This is a genomic window from Kiloniella sp. EL199, assembly GCF_900313065.1.
Taxonomy (GTDB): Bacteria; Pseudomonadota; Alphaproteobacteria; order Kiloniellales; family Kiloniellaceae; genus Kiloniella.
This window is the reverse complement of record NZ_OMPU01000006.1, coordinates 336,278-361,228: the sequence shown is the minus strand read 5'-3', so window position 1 is coordinate 361,228 and position 24,951 is coordinate 336,278. Positions and strand designations below refer to the sequence as shown.

Below are 24,951 nucleotides of genomic sequence, written 5' to 3'. Positions count from 1 at the left end.
TTATGGCAAAAATCGCCACCATGGCCTTGGGCCTTGTTATTGGATTAGGTCTTAGCCTTAGTGCCGCCCAAGCTGGCGATGCTGCCGCGGGCAAGAAAGTTTTCAAAAAATGTAAAGCTTGCCACACTATCGATGCAGGCGGGAAAAACAAGGTTGGGCCGAATATTCACGGCATCGTTGGCAAAGCCGCCGCATCCGTAGAAGGATATAAATATTCCAAGGCGATGAAGGCATCTGGCATAACATGGACAGAAGAAAATCTCGCAGAGTTCTTTAAAAAACCTAAGAAGTTCATACCAAAAACAAAGATGTCTTTTGGTGGCCTGAAGAAAGACAAACAGATTGAAGATCTTATCGCGTATCTAAAAGAGAACAGCTAAATTTCTCTCGTGCCATTACACACGAAACCCGGGCTTCTGAGCTCGGGTTTTTGTTTATACAGCAATTATAACAATTGCTCGCGCGCTATCACGTGTTCGCGAGACCTTACAGACAAATTAACTTTTCTCTCCCATGATAGCCTTATCAATAGTGCAGGTTTAAACCTCAAATACTCTGAGGCAAGCCATATAACAAATGAAAGCTGCCTAATCAGCTTCAATCAGGAGAGAATAACTTTGTCGATATTTACACGTAACAAATTTTTTGCTCTTGCAATGAGCCTTACCGTAGCCTCATCACTTTATCCGGGACAGGCTGCCGCAGGGGATGCTGCCGCGGGCAAGAAGGTTTTTAACAAATGTAAAGCTTGTCACACGGTAGGAAAAAGCAAAATTGGGCCCGATCTGGCCGGGTTATTTGGCCGTCCTGCCGCCAGTGTCGAAGGGTACAAATATTCCAAAGCCATGAAGGCATCAGGAATTACATGGACGGAGGAAAATCTGGCTAAATTCCTGAAGAAACCAAAGGCATTTGTCCCGAAAACCAAAATGTCTTTCGGCGGCCTGAAAAAAGAAAAACAGATTGAAGACCTACTGGCTTATTTGAAAGAAGCCACTGCTCAGTAATCACGAGAAGCAAGCAATACGACATCCTTCTCGTTGAATTGAAAACTGATACTTTAACAAAGCCAGCTGTATCACTCAGCTGGCTTTGTCATTTTCTTCCTTTTTTCTGCCATTTACTTGTCACGTGACATTCTTTGGCCTTATCTGCGAAGTATGCTATGAAGCCTGTACATTTTTTTGTATTATCGCTTAATTCTTGAAATATTTAAGATTATTTCACTTAAAAACGAAGGATTAAGCGGTCTTACTCAACTATTCGTTAACCTTAAACAGGCAAGCTAAGTTTAACTATTAAGGTCAACAGATAGATCATGTGATTTTACATCAAGGCCCTACACTCCCTTAGGGTCTTGAATACTGTTTTTCGGGGGAAACGGGGATAGAATGAGTTCTGAGAATACAGCGAGCAAACCCAAGAGTGGTAAAAAGGTTTCCGCAAAAGAGAAAAAAGCCGACGAGCAAGCCAAGCAACAAGCTACAGATGCACTGAAAGCTTCGGAAGTGATCGAAGGCGGCGTCCCACCTAAAGCTGAATGGCAAGTTGATCCTGGCTCTGTAAACTTCGAAGATCCACTGCTTGAATGTGTATACATGCTGGCCTCAATGATGCAGAGACCTATCTCGGTCGAAGCATTGAAAGCCGGACTTCCGCATAGCGATGCACATTTCACACCTGATCTGGCAGTGCGCGCCGCAGAACGAGCAGGTTTAACAGCAAGAACCGTTCGCCGGGCAACAATCGAAGACATTCAGCCGGTGACGCTTCCCTGTATTGTCCTGCTTAAACAAGGCGGAGCCTGTATTCTTCTCAACTACACCAAATCCGGCAAGGCTAATATCGCCATTCCTGAAGGGCGCGGTCAGAAAGAAATTACAGTCGCCGAACTGCAGGAACAGTACACTGGCTATGCCATATTCGCCCGAACTGAATACAAGTTTGATTCACGTGCATCGGATATTCAGCTAAAGAAACCCAAAGCATGGTTCTGGGGAACACTACTTAAATTCTGGCCGATCTACAGCCATGTCATGTTGGCATCCATTTTGATCAACCTGTTCGCTATCGCCAGCCCTCTGTTCGTCATGAACGTTTATGATCGCGTTGTACCAAATGGCGCCAGTGCAACCCTTGCCGTTCTGGCAATCGGGGTGACAACTGTCTTCCTCTTTGAATTTGTAATGAAAAACCTGCGAACATATCTGGTTGATGTCGCAGGTAAAAATGCTGATGTTATCATCGCCAGCCGCCTGCTTGAGCAGCTTATGGCAATGAAACTTTCCAGCAAACCCCCATCAACCGGGGCCATGGCAAACAACCTTCGTGAATTTGAATCACTCCGTGACTTCTTTACATCCGGTACTCTGGTTGCGCTGATCGATTTACCTTTTATTTTCCTCTTTATCTGGATTATTTCGGTTGTCGCAGCTCCGCAAGTTGCTGTGATACCATTGATTGTTGTACCGCTGGTCATTCTCGTCGGCGTATTTCTTCAAATTCCCTTGCGGAAAGTTATTGAAAAAACCCACAAGGAATCCAGTCAAAAGCATGCTCTGCTGGTTGAAACAATTGATGGTCTTGAGACGATCAAAACAACAGCAGCAGAAGGGCGCATTCAGCGTTCGTGGGAACGCTTTGTCGGCTTGACAGCAGACTCAGCAGGTAAAGCAAAACTGCTTTCCGGTATTTCAACAACCTTTGCACAATTGGCTATTCAGATGACAACTGTTGTTGTTGTTATCGTGGGTGTCTTTTTGATTATTGAAAAAGAGATGACCATGGGTGCCCTTGTTGCTTCCAGTATGTTGAGCGGGCGTGCTCTTGCGCCTCTTGGTACCATTGCGGGTATGCTCACAAGGCTTCAACAATCACGTGTCGCCTTGAAGTCACTTGATAACATCATGAGCTCGGAAGTAGAGCGTTCCGAAGATAAAACGTATCTTCACCGCCCGCGACTGAGTGGTGAAATTGAACTCAAAAAAGTAACCTTCAATTATCCGGGGCAGGAAATAAAAGCACTGGATAACGTGAGTCTCAAGATCAAACCGGGTGAACGTGTTGGTATTCTCGGGCGTATCGGGTCCGGCAAATCAACCATCGCACGTCTATCACTGGGGCTTTACGATCCAACAGAAGGTTCCGTTCTTGCTGACGGTACTGATATTCGACAGATTGATCCCGCTGATTTACGCAGAAACATCGGGTATGTTTCACAAGATAACTATCTCTTCTTTGGGTCCGTAAAGGAAAACATTTCTTTTGGTGCTCCACACGTAGATGACCAGACAATTCTGCGCGCCGCATCCCTTGCAGGTGTCACCGATTTTCTGAAAACGCATCCACATGGATTTGACCTTCAGGTCGGGGAACGTGGTATGTCCCTTTCAGGTGGCCAGCGTCAAGCCGTTGTTATTGCCAGATCGTTGCTTCTTGATCCACCAATTCTGCTGATGGATGAACCAACAAGTGGTATGGACAACTCGTCAGAAGCTGCGTTCAAACAACGCCTGTCAAAAGCTGTTATTGGTAAAACGCTGGTTCTGGTCACACACCGAAGTTCATTACTTACGCTGGTTGATCGCCTCGTTATTGTCGATAGTGGCCGAATTGTCGCTGACGGACCGAAAGCTGAGGTTCTTGAAGCCTTGAAACAGGGTCAAATCCGCGCCAGCGCCGGATAAAATCCTTGATAAGATAAACCATTGAGAACCATCAGATAAAATAAAGACACAAGGAAAAGGCCCATCATGTCTTCCATGTCTAAAAAAGACGAAGATCTATTATTTACACCGGATCTACATGCCGCAACCCTCAGAAGAGGGCGTCGCATCGCCTATACCCTTACTTTCACAGCATTTTTGTTTTTCCTCGTTTTTGGTGCATGGGCAACCATGGCTGAATTAGACGAAGTAACGCGTGGCGAAGGCACCTTTATACCTGCGCAAAAAACCCAAATCATCCAGAACCTCGAAGGCGGTATCATTACCGAACTTATGGTTCAGGAAGGTGATATCGTTGAAAAGGGAGATATTCTTCTCCGGATTGACAATTCCCAAGCAACATCAACGGTGAAAGATTCTAACGAGCAATTGAAAATTCTCTCTGCTACAGTTAAGCGTCTGACAGCCGAGCTTAACGATACTCCGCTCGAGTACACAGAAGCCGAACGAGAAACTGCACCGGACCAAATTGCAGATCAAACATCCCTTTACAATGCGCGAAAACTGCAACAAGGGGCACAAATCAAAGTTCTTGAAAATCAATCAAGACAACGTCGTCATGAAGTATCTGAAGTAAAAAGCCGCATAGGGCAGCTTAGAAACTCTCTTGCGTTGGCCCGGGAAGAACGCAATATCACCAAACCCCTTGTCGACAAGGGTATTTCTCCTCGGCTAGAGCTTATTCGCATTGATCGCCAGGTTGCCGATCTTGAAGGTGAAATCAAAACGTTGCGTACAAGCTTGCCGCGTCTGGAAGGCGCTGTTCTAGAAGCCAAGCAACGTATTGAAGAAATGGTCCTGACAACAAAAGCCGAAGTATCAGACGAACTCAACAGATCTCGCGCAGAGATGAAGTCTCTCAGTGAACGCGTTGCAGCAGGTGTTGATACTGTTCAGAGAACAGATATCAGGTCGCCTGTACGCGGTACAATTAAAGAGCTCAAGCGTAACACTGTTGGTGGTGTTATCCGCCCGGGTGAAGACATTGTTGAAATTGTGCCGCTTGATGACACTCTTCTTGTTGAAGCTCAAATTCGTCCATCTGACCGTGCTTTTCTTCGCTCGGGTCAAAAAGCTACTATCAAAGTTACGGCCTATGACTTCTCTATCTATGGCGGGTTAGAAGGAAAGCTGGAACGTATTTCAGCCAGTACCATCAAGGATGAAGAGGGAGAAAGCTTCTATCGTGTCTATCTGCGTACTGCTGATAATAAAATTGTCAGTAAGGGCAAGGAACTGGAGATCATTCCCGGTATGACAGCAAATGTGGAGATTCTGACGGGAAAGAAGACCGTTATGGATTATCTGCTAAAACCAATCCTGAAAGCCCGTGATTCTGCCCTTCGGGAAAAGTAATAGTTTATCTTAAATTTGTGATGGTGAGTATCTATTCAGGCACTCACCATCAATACAACGTGAACGCGACAAATTTACCCTTTTCATACTACTAAAATTAAGACTCTGTTAAGCGGTTCTTTGCCATTTTAAAGACTGCATAATTTTACTTTTTTGGCGAACGCGACGCAGCTCTTGACCGAATTCAAGCCGTTACAAGTTATCAAAAAGGCCGCATTAATCGCTTCCTTGGCTTCTGTTCTTGTGAACACGATTCCGATGGATGCTTCGCATGCCCAGTCACTTGGTGATTTAGCCAAGGCTGCCAAGGGCAAGGGAACTGCTCTGTTCAGAACAGTTGAATTCAGGTCCAAGTCATTTAAAGCTCTGCCGCAATGGGCCCGCGTATTAAAGAAATCCAAACCTGAAATCAGATCATTTAACGCCTGCGCCAATAACATTGCCAATTGTAAAACACCCCAGCAAAAATCATGGCGAAAAATAATCCATGCCGCCAAAAACATGTCTCGGCGGCAAAAGCTTGATACAGTGAACAAGTTCTTTAACCGTTGGCCCTATAAACTTGATAGAGAAGTTTACGGTGTTAGCGAATATTGGGCATCACCCAATCAGTTCATGCGAACATCCGGTGACTGTGAAGACTATTCAATTGCCAAATTTTATGCCCTGAAGGAACTTGGTTTTAAAGATAACGAAATGCGTATTGTAATATTAAAGGACAGTATCCGTGGTATTGGGCACGCAGTACTGGCAATATATGAAAAGAACGATATTCTGATACTTGACAGTCTTTCAAACTTGATACTGACACATACAAAATATCGTCATTACATACCTCAGTACTCTATGAATTCGACGACACGTTGGGCACATATTAAATAAGATGATGAAAGACACAAATGCTCCCCGGGGGACAGAGCGGAAAACGATGAAGAAAAACGGTAAAGAGAAATTTGAATTTCACGCCATAAACGATATGGCTGCATCCGAGCGCCCCGCTAATCGGCGAACTGTTATTACCGCCGCTCTTGTTATTGGTGCCCTCGTACTCATGTCGATCATTGTGCCTGGCCTGATCATTAATGACAGGAAATCTACTGTCATAGCCAAGGTTCAGGATAGACAGGAAATTCTCGCCTCAGGCCGTAGCGAACTTGTTCAGACCTGGCTCGATTCTGTCCGGGCACAATCCGACAGGCTTGTCTCCAATGAACTTTTCCGTCTCTTTGCCTATGAAGTAGATCTTGCGGGTGGCGACTTCACCCAGATTGTTCCACCAAAACCGGATGAAGATCCTGATTCAAGCCTTGGAGTTTCCCTCTTTGAACAACTTCCCTTTATGGAACGTGTTCTCACAGATTTTACTATTAACAGTGATTTCACAACCAGTTACCTGTTCGGGAAAACTGGTATTGCCTATCTAACCAGTGGTGGTGCGGACCCTGTAACCGAGCAACAAAAGCAACTCGCCATGTCTGCATTCGGGCGTAAGGAAGTAACGTTTGGTCCTGTGCGTGTTGATTCATCAGGCCTTGTAATGGACTTGCTTTTACCTGTGTTACCAGCTCAGTCAGAAGCGGATCAGGAAGAGCCCGTCGGCTTGATGCTCCTCACCTTCCCGGTAACAACAAAATTCGGTGAATTCCTGTCGCAACGTGCTTTGTCTGAAGAAGGCGAAGTGACCAGAATGGTTCAAATTACCAACAAGGGTTTTCAAGAAATAACGCCACAAGATCCAGAATTCATTCGCGAGGTTACACTGACATCTGACAACGACGACATCTTTGCTTTCGCCCTTCGCCCGACGATCGGGATCGCAGCCAAAGAGGTCTATTCTGTTGGCTCTCCCTTGATCCCTGATCAGTTGTGGATCTTTCAGGAAGTTGACCGCGCAAGCGCAGAAAAAAGCCTGATCGAATTCAGGAACATTGCCTATCTCCTGGCCGGATTTATCGTTCTTATCGTTGCAGCTGTCTTCCTCGCCTTCTGGTGGCGCCTGAACAGCGAACACAACGGTGCGCTGGCAAAACAGTTCAAAGACCTTGCCACCCGTATTCACGCACAGAAACAATTGCTGGACAAAATCAACGGTTCCATTGCCGATTTCATTGGCCTCAAAGCCGTTGATGGTCGTTATCGTTATGTCAACCCTGCCTTTGCCAAAGGTGTGGGGAGAGAGGACGATCAACTTCTTGGCATGGATGATGCCGCTATCTTTGGAACCGGCACCGCAGCAAGAATGTCTATTTCAGATCAACGGGCAGTTTCTTCCGGAGGTGTTGTCACCAACAACGAACGGGTTTTTCTGAACAACAAAGAACATCATCTGCAAATCAGCAAAGTACCTTTTGTTGGCGAAGACAATCAGGTTTCCGGCATTGTCTCTGTTTTCCGGGATGTTACTGAAATCGTCGAAGAACAGCGCAAAAAAGAAAAAGCTGTCAAGCAAATGGTAACTGCACTGGTTCGTGCTGTGGAACTTCGAGACCCTTATCTTGGCGGACACTCTCGTCGAGTGTGTCTCTTTGCCCTTATGGTCGGCAAGCGCATGAATTTAAGCGAACTTGAAATTTCTACGCTTGAGGTTTCTTCAAATCTTTCACAAATTGGCAAACTCGCAATTCCACGTAGCATACTGAACAAACCGGAACGTCTAACGCCCGAAGAGATTGCTGAAATTCAAAAACACCCCGAGCACACACAACAATTACTCCGCGGGATTGATTTTGACTTACCTGTTCTTGAAACCATCATGCAGATGCACGAGCGCCTAGATGGAAAAGGATATCCCAAAGGACTATCCGGTGAAGAAATCCTTATCACTGCCCGTATTCTGGGGGCATGTGATGTCTTTTGTGCACGAATAGAACCTCGCTCTTACCGTCATGGCCTGGAACCTCTGCTCGCGCTGGACATTCTGGAAGAAAATAATGATCGCTATGACATGAATGTCATTAACGCGCTAAGGGATGTTGTTAATTCTGTCGAGGGCGAAAAGCTCATCGCGTCTATTCAACACTAGGATTTGTTGATGCGATTGAGATCCGGGCTGATGAAAACTTTGTGCGTAAAAGCGTGGTTGTTTTTAACAGCCCTAGCCGCCCTTCTCCTTATGAACACCCCAAGCACAGCTTCCCAAAAGCTGGCTGCGCGTGAACGCATTCTTGTCAATGCCATGGAATATCCGTGGAGTACAATTGGCAGACTCAATGCTGCAGGACGTGCCCATTGTACAGGGGCGATGGTCAGCGAGCGTCATGTATTGACCGCCGCCCACTGTATATACGATGCAAAAACAGGGCGATGGCTTGCACCTCAAGAACTACATTTCATTGCTGGCTATCAACATGATCAGTACAAGATACATTCCAAGATTAAATCCTATCGAAAATCTTCGCGCTACAAACCCAAGAACGAAGCTTCAGCCAGGAACACAGAAACTGATTGGGCGCTACTTGAGCTTGTTGATCCAATAGGCACACAGACGGGATGGTTAAAGCTGTCCGTATTGGATAGTGATATCAGGAACAGAATAAATACCAGACAAGCCACCTTGCTCAGTGCTGGCTACCGGGCTGGTGCACCGCATGCACAGACTGTTGATTTTAATTGTAAACCACCCGGAAAATTCAAAAACAATGACGGTATTGCCCATCGGTGTTTTTTGCAAAAAGGAGATAGCGGTTCACCGCTGCTGCTTTATGACAAACAGGGTTTCTCTATTGTCGGTATTAACGTTATTGGATTTGAAACCGATACACGTGGTGTTAATCAATATGTTGGCGCGCTGAATGCCCTGCGGTTTCATCCACAACAGGGAAAAGACGATATAAAACCCGGTATCGGTAAACTCAACTTCCTCTGGGACAAAGGTGCCCTCCCCACCTCGGGAAGTGAAGCTTCAAAGTCTCCGAGGCAAACGATTGCAATCTTGCTTTCCCGCAAGGGTTATCTCGCAGGCAAGCCACAAAACGCAACTCCCGATGCAGTTACAGCAGCAAAAAATCGCTTCAAAAAAGCTCAAAAAATCCCGCCGAACCATACAGATTTAAAACTATTGGGTGACCTGATTCTTTCGTTAAAGTAAAATAAACCGGATCTGCTTTATTTTACAAACAAACAAGATTTTCTGCATAACCTCATCATGTTTGCGCTTCATTTGATCTCTGTCTTGTTATTCTGCGCTTATAAAGTTCAAACGAGAACAGATAGAAACAAACAAAAGACTGTAGAAATAATGTACAAACATATGAACAACTATTGTTAAAGGATTTGAAATCATGGAACATGTATTCACAGATGGCGTTGGCTCCATCACGGTTGTTAACGGTAATGTTCGCATTGAACTACGCCAAATCGTCCGCGATCCGAACAACGTCGGCAAGTTGGTTTCCGAGCCGACAACAACCCTGATCATGCCGCTCTCCGCCCTCAAGGATGCCACCGTTAAGCTTGCCAACACCATGGAAAAAATCCAGGCCGACGAAAAAGCCAAAGCCCAAATGGACAAACAAGAAGACGATGAAGATGCTTTAACGCAGTTGTAAATTGATCAAAACAAGTCAGTCATTCCTTCACAGTAAATATAGAATCCCAAAATAAAACTTCCCAGTCTCAGTGAGGCCGGGGAGTTTTTTTATGCTCAAGACTCTGCATTCAATCTATATAAATCCAAAAAAACAAAGGGCGCCAGAAGCGCCCTTTGTCATCATTCCACAATGAAATGATCCTTCTTAATCAACAACAAGATTGTGATTATCAAGAAGTGTCTTGATCGCATCATGTTCAGAAGCACCACCCAGAAGATCAACATTATTCAGGGTTATAGTTGCCACATCACCAGATCCAGTTCCTTCTTTGTCACTATCAATCGTGATCACAGTATTGGCACCATTCGTCTGAATACGAAGATAATTCTCTAGCGCAGTAGCAAGATCATCATTATTTGCTGCCCCGGCGAGAGATCCATCATCCGTCAACAACTCAGCGAGGTTCAATACATCACCCTCAGAGGTTTTGAAATCAGTAATGGTGTCAAAGTCACCCAGATCCGCTTTTGTAAAGACAAAGGTATCCGCACCAGTACCACCTGTTAGAGTGTCGTTGCCAGCTCCACCAATAAGGATATCATCGCCACCATTGCCAATAAGGATATCATCCTCATCGCCACCGATCAGAATTTCTCCTTCATCCTCACCTTCTATAGTCGCACCAGTAGAATATTCCACACTGACATTTGCAACATCACTACTATTCCCATCATCAGCAGTATAATCAAAATTGCCATCTTCTGGTACTGCAATATCGGTACTGTCTATTGAGAGTTTCAAGCTATAATTTGCATCTGAAATCACTCCCGGCGAGCTTACATCAATATAATAAATTCCATCAACAGTTGCTTCAAATGGACTATCAAGATTAGCGACAAAATTACCATCTTCATCAACAACTCGATAGATAACTCCAGCAGGAACACCTCCAACCCACGCAGCAGACAGGAACTCACCATTTTTGAGTGAAATTGAGATCCTATCATTATCATGATTTTCCCAATTAACATCAGATTTACTTTTCCAACGATTACCCTGCCACTTCCAACGCTTATAACTACCTTGAGCCTCCTCAATCTCACCCGTAATTATCAAAGAATGTATAATACTTCCATCCGTTGTAGCTTCAGGGTTCCAATCCTTACGATCAGTCAGGTTCTCAGCATTATTGTCATTACCGTTATTATTACTACCACTTGGCTTCCAGCCCCAATGATACCAATTATTACCTGCAAAACCATTAAAGAAAGATCTATCGAACCCATCACTTAGATTTTCAGTATGCACTTCGATTGTACTATCGGAACCAAAGCCGAGGTCCACCGGATCAGGCGTAAAGAAGATGTCATCAGATTGAGTAACTTCACCATTAACATCACTATCGGGATCTACTGTCACAGAAGTACCTAAATTGGTCTCATCATTCGCCAACAAAGCCCATTCAGGAATATCAATGTCACCAGAAGTGATATTGGTAAGCACTTTGTCATTTACAGCATTAACAAGGTTATTAACCGTTACGGTCAAGCTCGATACCGCCGTATCGCCATCGCCATCCTGTATAACATAATCGAATGTCTCAACGGTTGTTTCTTCAACGGATGGTGCGGCGTAAGTATAGGCACCCGTTGCAAAGTTAATTGATAACTGTCCACCAGCATCTGTTTTCACTGTTAATGTCGAGCCAACTTTACTCAAGACATCCCCACCAACATCAGATGCATTCGTATAAACATCATCACCAACCTTTATTGATTTTAGTGCCGTATCACCTCTACCATCTGCGCCAAAACTATCATTGGCCAAAAGATTTCCAGACGTTGAACTTGGCAAGGTTGCCAACAATGTTGGTAACAATTCATCGCCAGGAATAACCTGAGCACCACCCGTGTTATCAATTGGTGTAAGATTATCAACTGACAACCCGGTACCAACACCAACAGCGTGAACATCTATTCCTTTAACATCTATTTCTTCTAATCCGGCAAACCAGGCAGCAGAATCCCCAGCATCAATTCCGGCACCAGGAGTTCCAGCAACTTCAGTGTTTCCATTAGAAGAATTTGGCATTCCGTCTGAAAGGAAATAAACAGCCTTCTCGCCAGCAAGCTTGAGAACTTGTTGATTTGTAAGAGTCTGCTTTAAGCCCGCGTCATAGTTAGTAAGCCCACCTGCACCTACACCGTTGAAGTAGGAAGTCACTTCACCAACATTTGTAAGAACACCAGAGATAGACGATGCAGCGCTCAGAGTATCGCCTGAATCAAAGGTGACGATCTGAATATTTACACCCCCCTGTGCTTCGTAGCCTGCAATCAATTGGGTGATCGAATCTTTCGCAAGGTTTAATCTCGTAATAGGGCTTCCATCGTTATTAACAGCCCCTGAAGAACTATTCATACTTCCAGACGTATCCATAATAAATACAAGATTATAAGTCGCTGCTGTTGGTTCATCCAAAGCTACGGTCTCAGGATCACCAACAACGGGTCCATCATCATCAACAGTCACTGTAAATTTACCAGGAACAGAGCTATCATCACCATCCTTCGCTGTAAAAGCAAAGGTCAGGTCAATATTATCTTCTGTATCTGCTGTTGGATGATCCAGTGGTTTTACTTGTGTAAAGTTATAGGACCCACTTCCCGAATTGTTCAATGACGCATGGAAAACCACAGACCCCGCAGTTGTTGATGTCGGAGGCGTATCGCCAGTATAGGCGACAAGAGCACCATTTCCATTATCAAGAACCACAAAGTTGACATCTTCGCCACCAGATTTGAGGCCAGAGAAATCAATTTCTGAAGGATCAAAAGTCACAGCACCAGCCCCGTCAGGGCCAAAGTTGATATCGAGATCTACATTGGATACGGAAGTATCTGAACCATTGGTGTCGCCATCGTATTGATCATCAACATTGCCGTTACTCAAACCTTCTTCATCAACAATACTGTTCACAGGTTTCCCGACGACAGGTCCTGCATCAGTAATTGTTACTTTCAGAGTACTGGTCGATGGCGATCCATCGCTGTCAACAATCGTATAGCTTATCGTATCAACAGGATTGCCGTTTGAATTATCAACATTTGCTGGCGGTGTATATTCATAAGTACCATCAGCATTGATTTTAAACGTGCCGCCTGCAGTTCCAGTGATTGGCTTGCCAATATTGTCACTATCACCATTAACCTTTGATACCTTACCACGACCGTCACTACCAAAGTCATCATTTGCCGTGACATCACCAGTAATCGTAGCTGCCCCTTCGGCAACACTTTCAGTATCTTCAACTGCCAGAGGTCCGGTATCCGATACCTTCACAGTGATATCAGCAGAAACACTGTCCTTGTCAGCATCTGTCAAGGTAACTTTGAAGACAACATTCAAATCAGCAGAATCCGTGTGATCCAACGGGGCCATGCTTACAAATTCGTATTTCCCTGTTGAAGTGTCGAAAACAAGTTCATAGACAACTTTATCCCCGGCTGTACCCGTGACGGTAATAATACCATCATCTGTAGAAGAAGTCGCAACCACATCGGTTTTACCAGATTTTATATTGGTTGGCCCTGTGATTTTGAATGTACCCGGCGTATCGGCCCCGGTATCAAATGTAACCTGACCAAAGGCAGAATTTTCAGTGATATTTACCTGAAGGTTAACATCATCGTAATCTTTATCGCCAACATCAATATTTAAATCTTCCCAATTTTGATTACCTGGCGCTGTAATCAGATCCTGCACATGCAAGCCAGATGGTAGAGGACCAGCCCCATCAGGATCGCCATCGGGGTTAAGTGCCGGATCACTGAAGTAAAGCTTCTCTGCTTGAGAAGAGTTCAGGGTTATTCCATCTTTAACTACAGACCATTTATTAGATCCCGCAGGTGCATCTTCTACAAACGTAACCGGCCCGCTTGTGAGGCCAGTATTTGCTTCCGCACCATTCGGGATCAGGAAGAAGCCAATTGAAACAGCACCCACAGTCGCCGGGTCAACATCAAATGTAACCGGAGAACCAACATCAAGATCTTTTTCGTTTGGTACAATAATCTCACCACCAATTGGCTTTCCATTTGCATCCGCATAGTAGAAACCAAAACTGTTTTTATAATCAGCTTCTGTTTCACCACGGGATGTGACAGTTACAGGTGTAACCCCGTTCAGATCCTCCAATTGATAACCAACAATGGACGTTACATGGGTTTCTGTCAGACAAATAGTACTACCGGTCATGGTTGGACCATCATCCAGAACTTCTACAGTAACATCTGCATCCGCTTTCGTACCGTCACCGTCTGTCAACTCAACGTTGACGGACAAACCAGCCGTTAGATCTTCGTTGTGGTTGGTCGGGTGATCTGGATGTTCCAGTGCTGCATACTGTTTGTATGTATATTTACCGTCTGGGGTAATACCAAAAGTGAAAACTGTCTCGCCCGTGGTCAGATCCGCACCTGTATATCCGTAAAGTACATTACCAACCTGAACCGTATTGACAGGAAGATCGCCATTAGATGTCGTAACGCCAGTTGTATTCAGGCTAAGGGCAATAGACGCAATTCCATCCAGACCGCCACCAAAGGTGCCAAAACTGCCTGTGTCAGTAATGGCGGTGTCATCACTATCCCCATCATTATTGGCATCAGTTCCTTCTGGAAGATGACTTTCGTCGACATTCAGTTTCTCAGGAGTACCAATCTCTGGTCCTGTATCCTTAATATCAACGGTGAAATTATAGACATCAACATCTTCGTTATTTGTAAGCGTAAGATTGCTATCTGTTTCAGTGTCAACAGTTGTTGTCGTTACCTTGACAGCAATTGACGTTGTCTCACCACGATCAGGTAGAACTTTCAAGCCCTCAATCCAGGTATTTACTGCATCAGGCGTCATACCCGATGTATCGAAAGTCCAGATTGTTGTCTCACCAGAACCCGAAACTTCACTTACAAGTTTTGGTTCTGTTGGATTAGCGGTGCCGCCCCCAAAGTTCTGGAGAACGCCATCTGACAGTTCAATAACTATCTGAGTAATACTCTCGGAACCATCAGCATCTGTTCCCCCCTGAGCAGCAGGCTGATCAACATCAGCAGCAGCCCCGGGCGCTTGGCTTGTCATATCTCCACCAAGCCCAATCGTCAGACCAAGAGAGATTGGACCATTATCAGAACCACTCAAGTTACCGTAGCCAAGTTCAGAACCATCAACAACTGCATCAACTGTAATCGGTGTTGCTCCATTCGTACTGATTGCTTCGAGACTGCCATCAATAACAACAGCATTACCGGTAATTCCGATATCCTCATCACTATTTAGCGGAGCCTTCGCATCAAAGGTCACAACAACCTCATCAGTTGTCGCAGTATCAAGTGTGATCGTGGTAAGAGTGCCTGTATGGTCGAAAGTAAAGGCCGTAGTTTCAACGCCATTAACCGTAACAACAAAACTTCCCGCAACAAAACCGCCATCAACAGATACGTCAGCAGGGGTATCGATCAGAACTTTGGATACCTGATCATCACCTACTGAATTTGCTGTGACTTTGATTTCCCCAAAAGTATCCTCGTAAAGACCACCATTAGCGCTGGCCTCGACAGTAACTTTAGGGGGTGAAATCAGATTTCCCAAGTCTATTGTCAGTGTCGCCGTGTCTGTATCACCATCACCATCAGTCAAGGTATAGGTGAAGATCTCTTTTTCCCCGGCAGGAATATTCTTTGCCGTTACTTCGTAAGTATAACTTCCATCGGCGCTAATCGTGATTTTACCGTAAGTACCATTTGCAGTTAATGGTTTAGAATCACCATCATCACTACCTGATCCGGCAATACCCGTTACGGTAGCACCGTCAGCGCCCTCGGTATCTTCTCCACCACCAGCAGTGCCAACTGCGGTCATCACATTACCTGTCGCAGTATTATTACCACTGTCCGGTGTATCATCAACTAGGTCAGTATCATTAACAGCTGTCGGAACATCATCAATAATCTGGATAGCAAGTGTCGCAGAGACTTCATCGCCATCAGTATCTTTGACTGTTAACGCGATATCATCAAACAATTCATCCGCACCCGGCGCATGATTTTCACTATCTTTCAGCTCATAACTATAGCTAACAACACCAGTGGTTGAATTGTACCCGGTAATTGTCAAAATGTTACCGAGTTCAGTCGTAATTGAAACAGGTGTGGTTCCAGAAGCTAATAATTCTGCTTCTGTGACAGTTATGTCTCCAGATTCTCCTTTGATAATAATACAATCAAGACCATCTTCAGCCGTAATCTTGAAATCACCCGTTACTGTAGTTGATTCCGGCGTATCATCACTTCCATCAAGAAGATCATCTTCATCAACACTTGCATCACCACCCAGCAATGCAGGCGTCAGGTCTGTAATATACACACCATTATCATCAACACAGACACAGATATCAGCTGTATCCGTATCTCCATCAGCATCCGACATTGTGTAGGTAAAGACATCTTTACCATGTACATCCGGATTGGTTGTGTACTCGATTGCGCGAACAAAATAATCCGAAGAATCCCGGCCAGAAACGCCACCATTTTCATAGTTGGTTGCTTCAAAAACAAGATACTGGAAATCTGCAGGCGGGTTAATTGAAATAGTGGCAACATTATTATCGGCAAAATCAAGTGACGAACTATCAAGTACGCCAGCACCAACTACATTACCGTCCGAATCATAGGCTTTCCAGGTTCCCTGTTCATGCCCGCCAGAACCACCTTCGTCTTTAAAGATGTTAGACAGCGTAATTGTAGCGCGATCTACACCCTCTTCGAAATCAACCACCAACTTCTGGCTATCATCAGTATTCAGGTCATGATTAATTTGATTCTGGCTTCCGCCACTGGTTTGAGTTCCTTGAATACCAATACCACGACCAGTGAAAGTAATGTCCTGATTTTCCGGTGGTAGAGAATTGAAATTCAAGCTTTCATTGACATCAAAAGCATAAAGCTTCACGTCATTCCAATCGGCAGAAGAACCTGAAGTTCCAACGTTACCAACAGTGTTTGTAACCTCAAAGTGATCTTCTTCGTATGCAGTGTAAGTTCCCTTACCATCTGCCCCGATTTCCAATGAACCAAACTCACTTTTGATAATTTTTGTTCCCGTGGCAGGAACATCATAATCCTGACCATCAAAAGTAACTTTCGTCACTGTCGCAGGATCATCAGCACCAACACTATCGTTGGCAAGAACATCAACATCAACAGAGCTTGTCAGTGTGAGGCAATCGTCACCCTTATTAGTGTAATCATCATCATTCGCTACTGGAATATCATCTTCAATCGTAATACTCAGCTTGCCTGTCGCATCAACATAATCACCATCCGCATCCGTAACACGGAACAGCTTGCCAAAATCAATCGTTGTTGTCTGAGTATCATCATTTCCACCAAGTGGCGTATGATCAATCTGGTCAATAAGCGTGAAGGTATAAGTTCCATCACTCTCAAGCGTTAGGGTAAACACAGAACGTTCTGCACCACTGTTCACATCCGTTGCTGTCGCGGTAAGAACATTACCATCAACATCATACGTAACAGYATCTCCACCTGAGGTCAGAACAGGCAGAGAACCCGTCATACCGTTCAGACTGTAAACACCTTCCTCGTCTGCACCCACAGAGAACAGGCCTGTAACAGAACCCGTCGCAGCTACCTTCTGGGCCGGATCGGTGACTTCATTATTCCCGTCACCCTGGCTGTTATCCAATGCATCTTCATGAACAATGCCACCATCAATATCTGCATCGTCAACAACAACCGGAATATCATCTTCAATCGTAATACTCAGCTTGCCTGTCGCATCAACATAATCACCATCCGCATCCGTAACACGGAACAGCTTGCCAAAATCAATCGTTGTTGTCTGAGTATCATCATTTCCACCAAGTGGCGTATGATCAATCTGGTCAATAAGCGTGAAGGTATAAGTTCCATCACTCTCAAGCGTTAGGGTAAACACAGAACGTTCTGCACCACTGTTCACATCCGTTGCTGTCGCGGTAAGAACATTACCATCAACATCATACGTAACAGYATCTCCACCTGAGGTCAGAACAGGCAGAGAACCCGTCATACCGTTCAGACTGTAAACACCTTCCTCGTCTGCACCCACAGAGAACAGGCCTGTAACAGAACCCGTCGCAGCTACCTTCTGGGCCGGATCGGTGACTTCATTATTCCCGTCACCCTGGCTGTTATCCAATGCATCTTCATGAACAATGCCACCATCAATATCTGCATCGTCAACAACAACCGGGCCATCATCAAGAATATTAATTCTCAATTCGCCTGATGCAGAATCTCCTTCATCATCAGTGATCGTGTACGGCAGATTAAGGGTAATCGGCGTATTCTCTTCTTCGCCTTCATTCAAAAGGCCTTCGTTGTGATCATTTGTGTCAATATGCTCAATAGCCTGATATTGTATAAAGGTAATAGCACCATTGTGTGATCCATCACTTAACGGTCCATCTAGATCAGCCGTGTCTTCTGAAATAATCGCAGCAAAAGCAACGTTACCAGCAGAATCAATACCCCAGACAATGTTGTCATTATTAACATCATTATAAAGTGTAATCGGGCGATCACCCTGAGACGTCATCAGTCCGCTTGATTTTCCATTGATACTGTCGTCAAAAGAAATATTCTCAAGACCATTGTAGGTATCAACCGTGCCACCAGCTTCTGTACCTTTAGAATCAACGCTCTGATTTCCATCAGAGTTGTCACTCTCATCGTTGGAACCATCAGATTTAAGATCGTAAGAAAATGCCGTATTTTGTGCTGTACCAACAATTTTCGTACCTAGGCTAGTTACAGTAATCGTCTCACCAGCTTCGTTCTTAAGGACTGGCGCAGCCCCCACGTCAACCCCGGTCAAAGCAGCAACTTGCTCAGCAGTTAAAGTGACATCATTCGTTCCATCTTGTATTCCACCTGTTTCATCATGAACAAGCTCAACAACACCAGTTATTGTCGGCACATCTTCTTCAATAGAGATATGAACTGTTGCTGTATCTGTAATAGCCTGATTATTTTCATCAACAGGCGTTCCATCTGAATCTGTAAGTTCTAAGCCGGAACCTTCCGGAACAATTTCAGTTGCAACAGCACGAACTTCAATTGTGACACCCGGATTTTTGGGATCAACACTACCGTGCTCATCACCATTAGCAAAACGCGTATTCGTCCAGTCATTGGGATCAAAGGAAATATTCGTGGTCAAGCTTCCATTTCCATCATTGGAAGAGTCCGAATCATTCCCGTTATTTGCACGATCAACAAGCTCGGAAACATCAATGAAGTAGCGAACGAATTCATCCGTTCCAACCTCATCACCAATAGGCTCACCATCAGGGCCTAAGCCTGATGTATTACTTTCCAGAGAAAATTCACCTGCTGCACGAGGAGCACCACTTGCCAGTTCAATCTGATATTGTAGGGAAGCAGGAAGAGCTGATAGATTATCCGTCACATCTTCCAGTAGCTCGCGACCTTCACTATCAAAGGTTACAGCAAAAACTCTATCCCCTTGCATCTGCCAAATCTTTGCAGACACAGAACCATCGCCATTTGTTATAGCTTTGATATCCCAATCTTCGGGAACACCATCAATAATGATTTCATGTGCTTCAGAATCATCTTCATAATCAGCAAATGCAACTTTGACTTCAACAGATACTAGTTGTTCTTCTGATTGTTCGATATTCAAATCAGGCTGTTCATTGCCAGAACTAACGGTTTTAGTAACAGGGCCTGAATTAGTATTATCTGCAGAAAAATCTACGTTATCTACAGAAGAATCCGTAACAGGGGTTCCATCAGAGATCTCCAGCCCAGTTGGGACATCAGCCACAGCATCAACAATAGCAACTGTTGAATAATCGAGTGTCGCAGTTTCACCAGAATCCGGGTCAGAAATTGTTGCAGAACCAGTAATTGTTATATCCGCATCAGAATGTTGCGGAGGGAGAACGTAAATGTCTGCAAAATCAGAAGGAGATACAGTTACAGGGAATCCGCCTGTATATTCATCACCTTCATCACTGCCACCAATAAACAGGCGCACCCCTTCGGGCAGTTCATTAATAACAACAGAATCAAGAGTTTCATTATCAGCAGGAACGAAAGTCAGCACCATACGCATAGGTGCAGCATAGGTTTCAAGAGAACCACCCTCAAAAGGATCACTATCGTCACCAACATCACCATCAGCCAAATGATGGTTAGGAAGCCAATCCTCAAAACCTCCACCAAAGGAACCTGTAATTCCACCTTCAGGGCCTTCTTCAACTTCGGTGACAGCAGTAATAAAGCTGATCAGCAAAGTCCCTTGAGCGGGATCGGTAATGTCTTCTTGACCGCCAAGCAAACCGAACTGGAGCTCTGTCGGGTCAAGAACACCTTGTGCATTCAGGAGATCAATCGCACTACCGAGATCATCACTGTAGACGCTTCCGCCACCGCCTGCAGGGCCAGCACCAGCACCAGCTGCTGTTTCAAGGGTTTCGCCTTCGGCAAGCGCCTGTGCCTGACCGATCAAAAGACCGGCTGACAATTCAACGCCGCCAATAACAAGAACAGGCGCATCCGCGCCCTGAGATTCTTCAACCAAGTTCTGGAAAACAATTCGACTGTCGGCTTCCCCGTCGCCGTTTGTGTCGAATATCAAAACAAAATCATTTCCGTCAACAATTGGCGTTGCAGCAGTTGCATCGAAGTTGAGATTGGCGGTCTGTCCTTTGACCAGAGAAACATTTACTGTTTCCCCTGCACCCGGTGCTGAAACATCAACTGCCCCCGCAGCCTGTCCGACCAGCGCATCACGCCCAGTTCCCCCAACGACATTTACATCATTTGTATCAACCATTGCTTCACCATCGTTACGATTAAGATCATCAGTCATTTGGAATCCCCCTTAAGGTTCCTATGTCTTGTGCCCCTATTAAGTACAATTCCGTACAGCACATATTTTTAGAAGGCGCACTACGCCCATTAATCTTTGAATTAATAGTACTGGGTAGTGAGTTCAACTCAAGCAAATGATTTCAAAAAACTACACTTATATGTATGAGTTTGCCATTTTTGTCACAAATAATAACCTTCGATTCCACATATTTTCTCTATACAGGGCATTTATTAAGATATTTAAACCAAGAAAGAGCTAAAGAATCCTTTCCGAAGCATTACTATCAGGAGATGTGCACCGAATACCGATATAGTGACCCGTCCTGAAATAAGTTGACGGTTTTTAAGTTATAGCCAGGTGTGTATTGCAGCTGGCTTTTTTGTGCACCTGTTCAGGTGTTTTCATACCCAGGCTCAAGTGCGGTCTGAGTTGATTGTATATTGTAATGGAYTGAGCAACCAGCTTCTTCAGTTCAGCCAAGGTTTTGCATTTATAGAGCAGGAACTCTTGTTTGAGGATCCCGTTCACTCTCTCAGCCATTGCATTCTGATAGCAATCATATCCATCTGTCATAGAGGGTGATATCTTTTGTTGGGCTAGGAGTTTTTGATACTCACCAGAACAATATTGCAGTCCGCGATCAGAATGATGAATAGCAGGTTTATCTGTTCTTCTCTGTGTCATTGCCATCTTCAACGCCTTGATCACATCGCTTGTCTTCATTTCATTACTGACTTCATAGCCCATGATCTTTCGAGAATAGGCATCGGTGACCAGAGACAGATAATGTGTTCCCTCATCACTCTGGAGATAGGTGATGTCACTCACAAAGACCTGTTCAATCTGATCCGCTTGACGATCCTTCAAAAGGTTAGGATGTTTTCTGAGCCAGTGCTTACTCTGTGTCGTTTTCTGGTAACTCCTGCGAACAGGAACCAATAAACGCTCGTTCTTCAAATAAGAGAACAGCCCGTCACGCCCCAGCTTGATCCCCTGAGTATCAAGTTCAGACTTGATCAGGTGATAGAGCTTACGCGTCCCAATTCGAGGCATAAAACGACGCCAGTAAAGAACCAGATCTTTGACCGGGGATAAAACACGATGACGTTCTGCAATCCGACCTCTCCATTGATAAACCGACTGACGGCTTCTCTCAAACAAAGGGCACACCCTTGCGAGCTGGATCAGTCCTTTTTCTTTACTGACCCAGAGAGTGTGCTTAAGTACTTTTTTCGCAGATCAATCCCGTATTCTTCGTGAATAACATTCATCATTTCCCCATAAACAATGTTCTTGAGCTGTTCATCCTCAAGAGCCCGTTCAAGGCGTTTGATCTTCTGGGCGGGAGTTTCTTTGTTCTTTGGCATGGCTAAATGGTTCAAAGGTTTCGACCAATCAAGTTTACCATGCTTGCGAAGCCACGTTAAGCAAGTACTCCGGCCTTGAATGCCATAAAGATCCTGAGCTTGCTTATAAGTCAGATCGCCTTTTTCTATCTCATCAACAACTGAAAATTTAAAGCCTAAAGGATAATCCTTTTGACTACGCCTAACCCGCTCTGTCTTTGAATGTCCCATTATAAGTCTCCAATATGTAAACTTATTTCAGGACGGGACAGGTCACACAAAAAAAGCCGCTCAGAAGAGCGGCTTTTCAATAGCACATGCCTATATAAACTTACAGATTAGCAATCCGCGCCAAAGCTTCGTCCAGTTTTATTTTCACTGACATGAACTCTTCCCGGCGGGTTTTCTTTTCCGCAACAACGTGTTCTGGCGCGCGAGAAACAAAATTTTCGTTTGAGAGTTGCTTGTCAATTTTTGCAATCTCTTCCAGCGTTTTTTCCATTTCTTTATTCAGGCGAGCCGTTTCCTGTTCAACATCAATAATGCCTTCCAGCGGTAGCGCAAAGGTCGCATCATCCAGAACAATCTGAATAGCTCCCTGTGGTAGATCTTCGTCTGTAAAATCTACAGATGAAAGCCCAGCCAACCACTTCACAACATCTTTGTATTGATCAACTTTTGCCTTAACGGCCTCAGACCCATCTTTAAGTAAAAGCGGCGCCTTTAAATTTGGCGGCGTATTAAGCTCTGCACGTGTTGCTCGAATATCAGAGATAAGTTTGATAACCCAATCCATCTCTTTTTCAACATTCACATCCGTATGACGCTCATCAAACTTTGGCCAGGACGAAGAAATAAGCGGTGTCGCCCCTTCATTGCCAAGGTTTTCCCAAAGTTCCTCGGTAATGTACGGCATAATCGGGTGTAACAGGTGAAGTGTCTGCGCCAAAACCCAGGCAATTGTTGCTTTAGTCTCAGTATTTGTTGCTTCATTCCCCACAGCCAATACAGGCTTTGTGAATTCTACATACCAGTCACAATATTCGTTCCAGAAGAAACGATAAAGCGCATTGGCCGCATCGTTAAAGCGGTAATCATCCAACGCTTTGTCAACAGCTGCAGTCGCAGCAGCAACACGTCCAACGATCCATTTGTTGATCGGCTCGTTACAGCTAAGTGGATCAAAGTTCGGGTCGTAAACAGCGCCATTCATTTGACTATAAATCGACGCATTCCAGAGCTTGGTTCCGAAATTGCGATATCCTTCAACACGTGAAGACGCCAATTTGATATCACGACCAGGTGCCGCCATTGCCGCCAGCGTAAAACGCAAAGCATCACAACTATATTCAGAAATCACTTCCAATGGATCAATAACATTCCCCTTGGACTTGGACATCTTCTGTCCGTTTTCATCGCGAACAAGAGCGTGGATATAGACAGTTTTGAACGGCACTTCTTTCATAAAGTGCATGCCCATCATCATCATTCTGGCCACCCAGAAGAAGATAATGTCAAATCCGGTAACCAGAACATCACCGGGATAATAGCGTTCCAGTTCTTTCGTTGTCTCTGGCCACCCAATTGTAGAGAAAGGCCAAAGAGCAGATGAGAACCAGGTATCCAGAACATCTGGGTCACGAGTTAATTCAACTTCTTTACCAAAATGTGCAAATGCGGCAGCTTTGGCCTCTTCTGCAGTCTCTTCAACAAAGATTTCGCCATCAGGGCCATACCATGCCGGGATCTGATGTCCCCACCATAGCTGACGGGATACACACCACGGCTGAATGTTGCGCATCCAATCGTAGTAGGTATTTTCCCACTGTTTAGGAACAATTTCGGTTTTGCCAGTTTCAACAGCTTCCAAAGCCGGTTTAGCAAGTGTCGCTGCATCCACATACCATTGATCAGTCAACCAAGGTTCAATTGGAACGTTTGATCTGTCACCATAGGGAACAGAATTCAAATGATCATCAATTTTGTCGAGAAGTCCAAGTTCTTCAAACTTGGCAACAATCTTCTTACGGGCAACAAAACGATCCAGCCCCTGATAATCATCCGGCGCATTTTCGTTAATATGTGCGAACTTATCAAAAACGTTGATCATTGCCAGATTACAGCGACGTCCAACTTCGAAATCGTTGAAGTCATGAGCCGGTGTAATCTTTACCGCACCGGAACCTGTTTCAGGATCAGCATATTCATCTGCAACGATCGGGATTAAACGTCCAACAATTGGTAGCTTCACGTGCTTGCCAACCAAGTCTTTGTAACGATCATCATCAGGATGGACCGCAACACCAGTATCACCCAACATTGTTTCCGGACGCGTGGTTGCAACAACAATGTACTTACCGTCTTCACCATCAATAGGATAACGGAAATGCCAAAGCTTACCGTTACTTTCTTTTTGAACAACTTCAAGGTCAGAAATCGCGGTCAGAAGTTTTGGGTCCCAGTTTACAAGGCGCTTGTCTTTATAAATCAACCCTTCTTTATGAAGCTGAACAAAAACCTTGCGAACGGCCTCAGAAAGCCCTTCATCCATAGTAAAGCGCTCACGTGGCCAATCAGCAGAGGCGCCCAAATGGCGAAGCTGTTTAACAATCGCCCCACCGGACTCTTCTTTCCATTCCCAAACAGAATTCAGGAATTTTTCGCGGCCAAGATCGTGTCTAGAAATTCCCTTTTCAGCCAGTTGGCGCTCAACAACCATTTGTGTCGCAATACCTGCGTGATCAGTACCTGGTTGCCAGAGGACATCGTGACCTTTCATGCGCTTGTACCGCACAAGGATATCTTGCAGGGTAAAGGTCAAGGCATGCCCCATGTGCAGATTTCCCGTGACGTTCGGTGGCGGCATCATAATGGTATAAGGGTCAGACGGGGAATTAGGATCTGCGGAGAAAGCTCCGGACTTTTCCCAACGCTCGTAATGCTTTGCCTCGACTTTTTCAGGGCAATAGGTTTTGTCCAGCATTACTGGGTTCCTCTTAACTAAATATTCTATGTGAAATAATGCTA

The 24,951-nt window shown here is 44.8% G+C and carries 11 protein-coding genes; 8 read left to right on the top strand and 3 right to left on the bottom strand.

Translation table 11 applies throughout. The features are described from left to right. Positions 1 to 2: 2 nt before the first annotated feature. The 8 genes from D9A03_RS05020 to D9A03_RS04985 all read left to right on the top strand — a co-directional run bounded on the left by D9A03_RS05020 (position 3) and on the right by D9A03_RS04985 (position 9,628). A complete protein-coding gene (locus tag D9A03_RS05020; RefSeq protein WP_120496105.1) occupies positions 3 to 380 on the top strand; it encodes a cytochrome c family protein in 378 nt (125 codons plus the stop codon). A gap of 237 nt (positions 381 to 617) precedes the next feature. Beyond that, complete coding sequence (locus D9A03_RS05015; protein ID WP_371682941.1) at positions 618 to 1,007, top strand: cytochrome c family protein; 390 nt, start codon at positions 618 to 620, stop codon at positions 1,005 to 1,007. Positions 1,008 to 1,391: 384 nt separating this feature from the next. Further along, entirely contained in the window at positions 1,392 to 3,686 is a 2,295-nt protein-coding gene (locus D9A03_RS05010; protein ID WP_120496104.1) for a type I secretion system permease/ATPase, read from the top strand. Between the two features lie 66 nt (positions 3,687 to 3,752). Beyond that, complete coding sequence (locus D9A03_RS05005; protein ID WP_120496103.1) at positions 3,753 to 5,081, top strand: HlyD family type I secretion periplasmic adaptor subunit; 1,329 nt, start codon at positions 3,753 to 3,755, stop codon at positions 5,079 to 5,081. 174 nt (positions 5,082 to 5,255) lie between these two features. Then, on the top strand, positions 5,256 to 5,963 hold the full coding sequence (locus D9A03_RS05000) for a transglutaminase-like cysteine peptidase (RefSeq protein WP_120496102.1): 708 nt from the start codon (positions 5,256 to 5,258) through the stop codon (positions 5,961 to 5,963). Between the two features lies 1 nt (position 5,964). Next, entirely contained in the window at positions 5,965 to 8,103 is a 2,139-nt protein-coding gene (locus tag D9A03_RS04995; protein WP_120496101.1) for an HD-GYP domain-containing protein, read from the top strand. A gap of 9 nt (positions 8,104 to 8,112) precedes the next feature. After that, a complete protein-coding gene (locus tag D9A03_RS04990) occupies positions 8,113 to 9,168 on the top strand; it encodes a serine protease (protein ID WP_120496100.1) in 1,056 nt (351 codons plus the stop codon). Positions 9,169 to 9,361: 193 nt separating this feature from the next. After that, on the top strand, positions 9,362 to 9,628 hold the full coding sequence (locus D9A03_RS04985) for a hypothetical protein (RefSeq protein WP_120496099.1): 267 nt from the start codon (positions 9,362 to 9,364) through the stop codon (positions 9,626 to 9,628). A 186-nt stretch (positions 9,629 to 9,814) separates the two neighbouring features. On the opposite strand, the gene D9A03_RS04980 is transcribed toward D9A03_RS04985, so the two are convergent. The 3 genes from D9A03_RS04980 to D9A03_RS04970 all read right to left on the bottom strand — a co-directional run bounded on the left by D9A03_RS04980 (position 9,815) and on the right by D9A03_RS04970 (position 24,907). Beyond that, a complete protein-coding gene (locus D9A03_RS04980) occupies positions 9,815 to 20,575 on the bottom strand; it encodes a DUF5801 repeats-in-toxin domain-containing protein (RefSeq protein ID WP_120496098.1) in 10,761 nt (3,586 codons plus the stop codon). Between the two features lie 345 nt (positions 20,576 to 20,920). After that, positions 20,921 to 22,155 (bottom strand): IS3 family transposase gene (locus D9A03_RS04975; protein ID WP_120496097.1). Its coding sequence is split into 2 segments (ribosomal slippage): positions 20,921 to 21,813 and positions 21,813 to 22,155, totalling 1,236 coding nucleotides; the frame shifts between segments, so codons are not numbered across the junction. 100 nt (positions 22,156 to 22,255) lie between these two features. Then, complete coding sequence (locus D9A03_RS04970; RefSeq protein WP_120496096.1) at positions 22,256 to 24,907, bottom strand: valine--tRNA ligase; 2,652 nt, start codon at positions 24,905 to 24,907, stop codon at positions 22,256 to 22,258. Between the last annotated feature and the right edge of the window lie 44 nt (positions 24,908 to 24,951).

Coding starts and splice junctions, on each gene's coding strand:
- D9A03_RS05020 (WP_120496105.1), top strand. CDS start 3: ATGGCAAAAATCGCCACCATGGCCTTGGGCCTTGTTATTGGATTAGGT.
- D9A03_RS04985 (WP_120496099.1), top strand. CDS start 9,362: ATGGAACATGTATTCACAGATGGCGTTGGCTCCATCACGGTTGTTAAC.
- D9A03_RS05005 (WP_120496103.1), top strand. CDS start 3,753: ATGTCTTCCATGTCTAAAAAAGACGAAGATCTATTATTTACACCGGAT.
- D9A03_RS04995 (WP_120496101.1), top strand. CDS start 5,965: ATGATGAAAGACACAAATGCTCCCCGGGGGACAGAGCGGAAAACGATG.
- D9A03_RS04990 (WP_120496100.1), top strand. CDS start 8,113: ATGCGATTGAGATCCGGGCTGATGAAAACTTTGTGCGTAAAAGCGTGG.
- D9A03_RS05010 (WP_120496104.1), top strand. CDS start 1,392: ATGAGTTCTGAGAATACAGCGAGCAAACCCAAGAGTGGTAAAAAGGTT.
- D9A03_RS04970 (WP_120496096.1), bottom strand. CDS start 24,907: ATGCTGGACAAAACCTATTGCCCTGAAAAAGTCGAGGCAAAGCATTAC.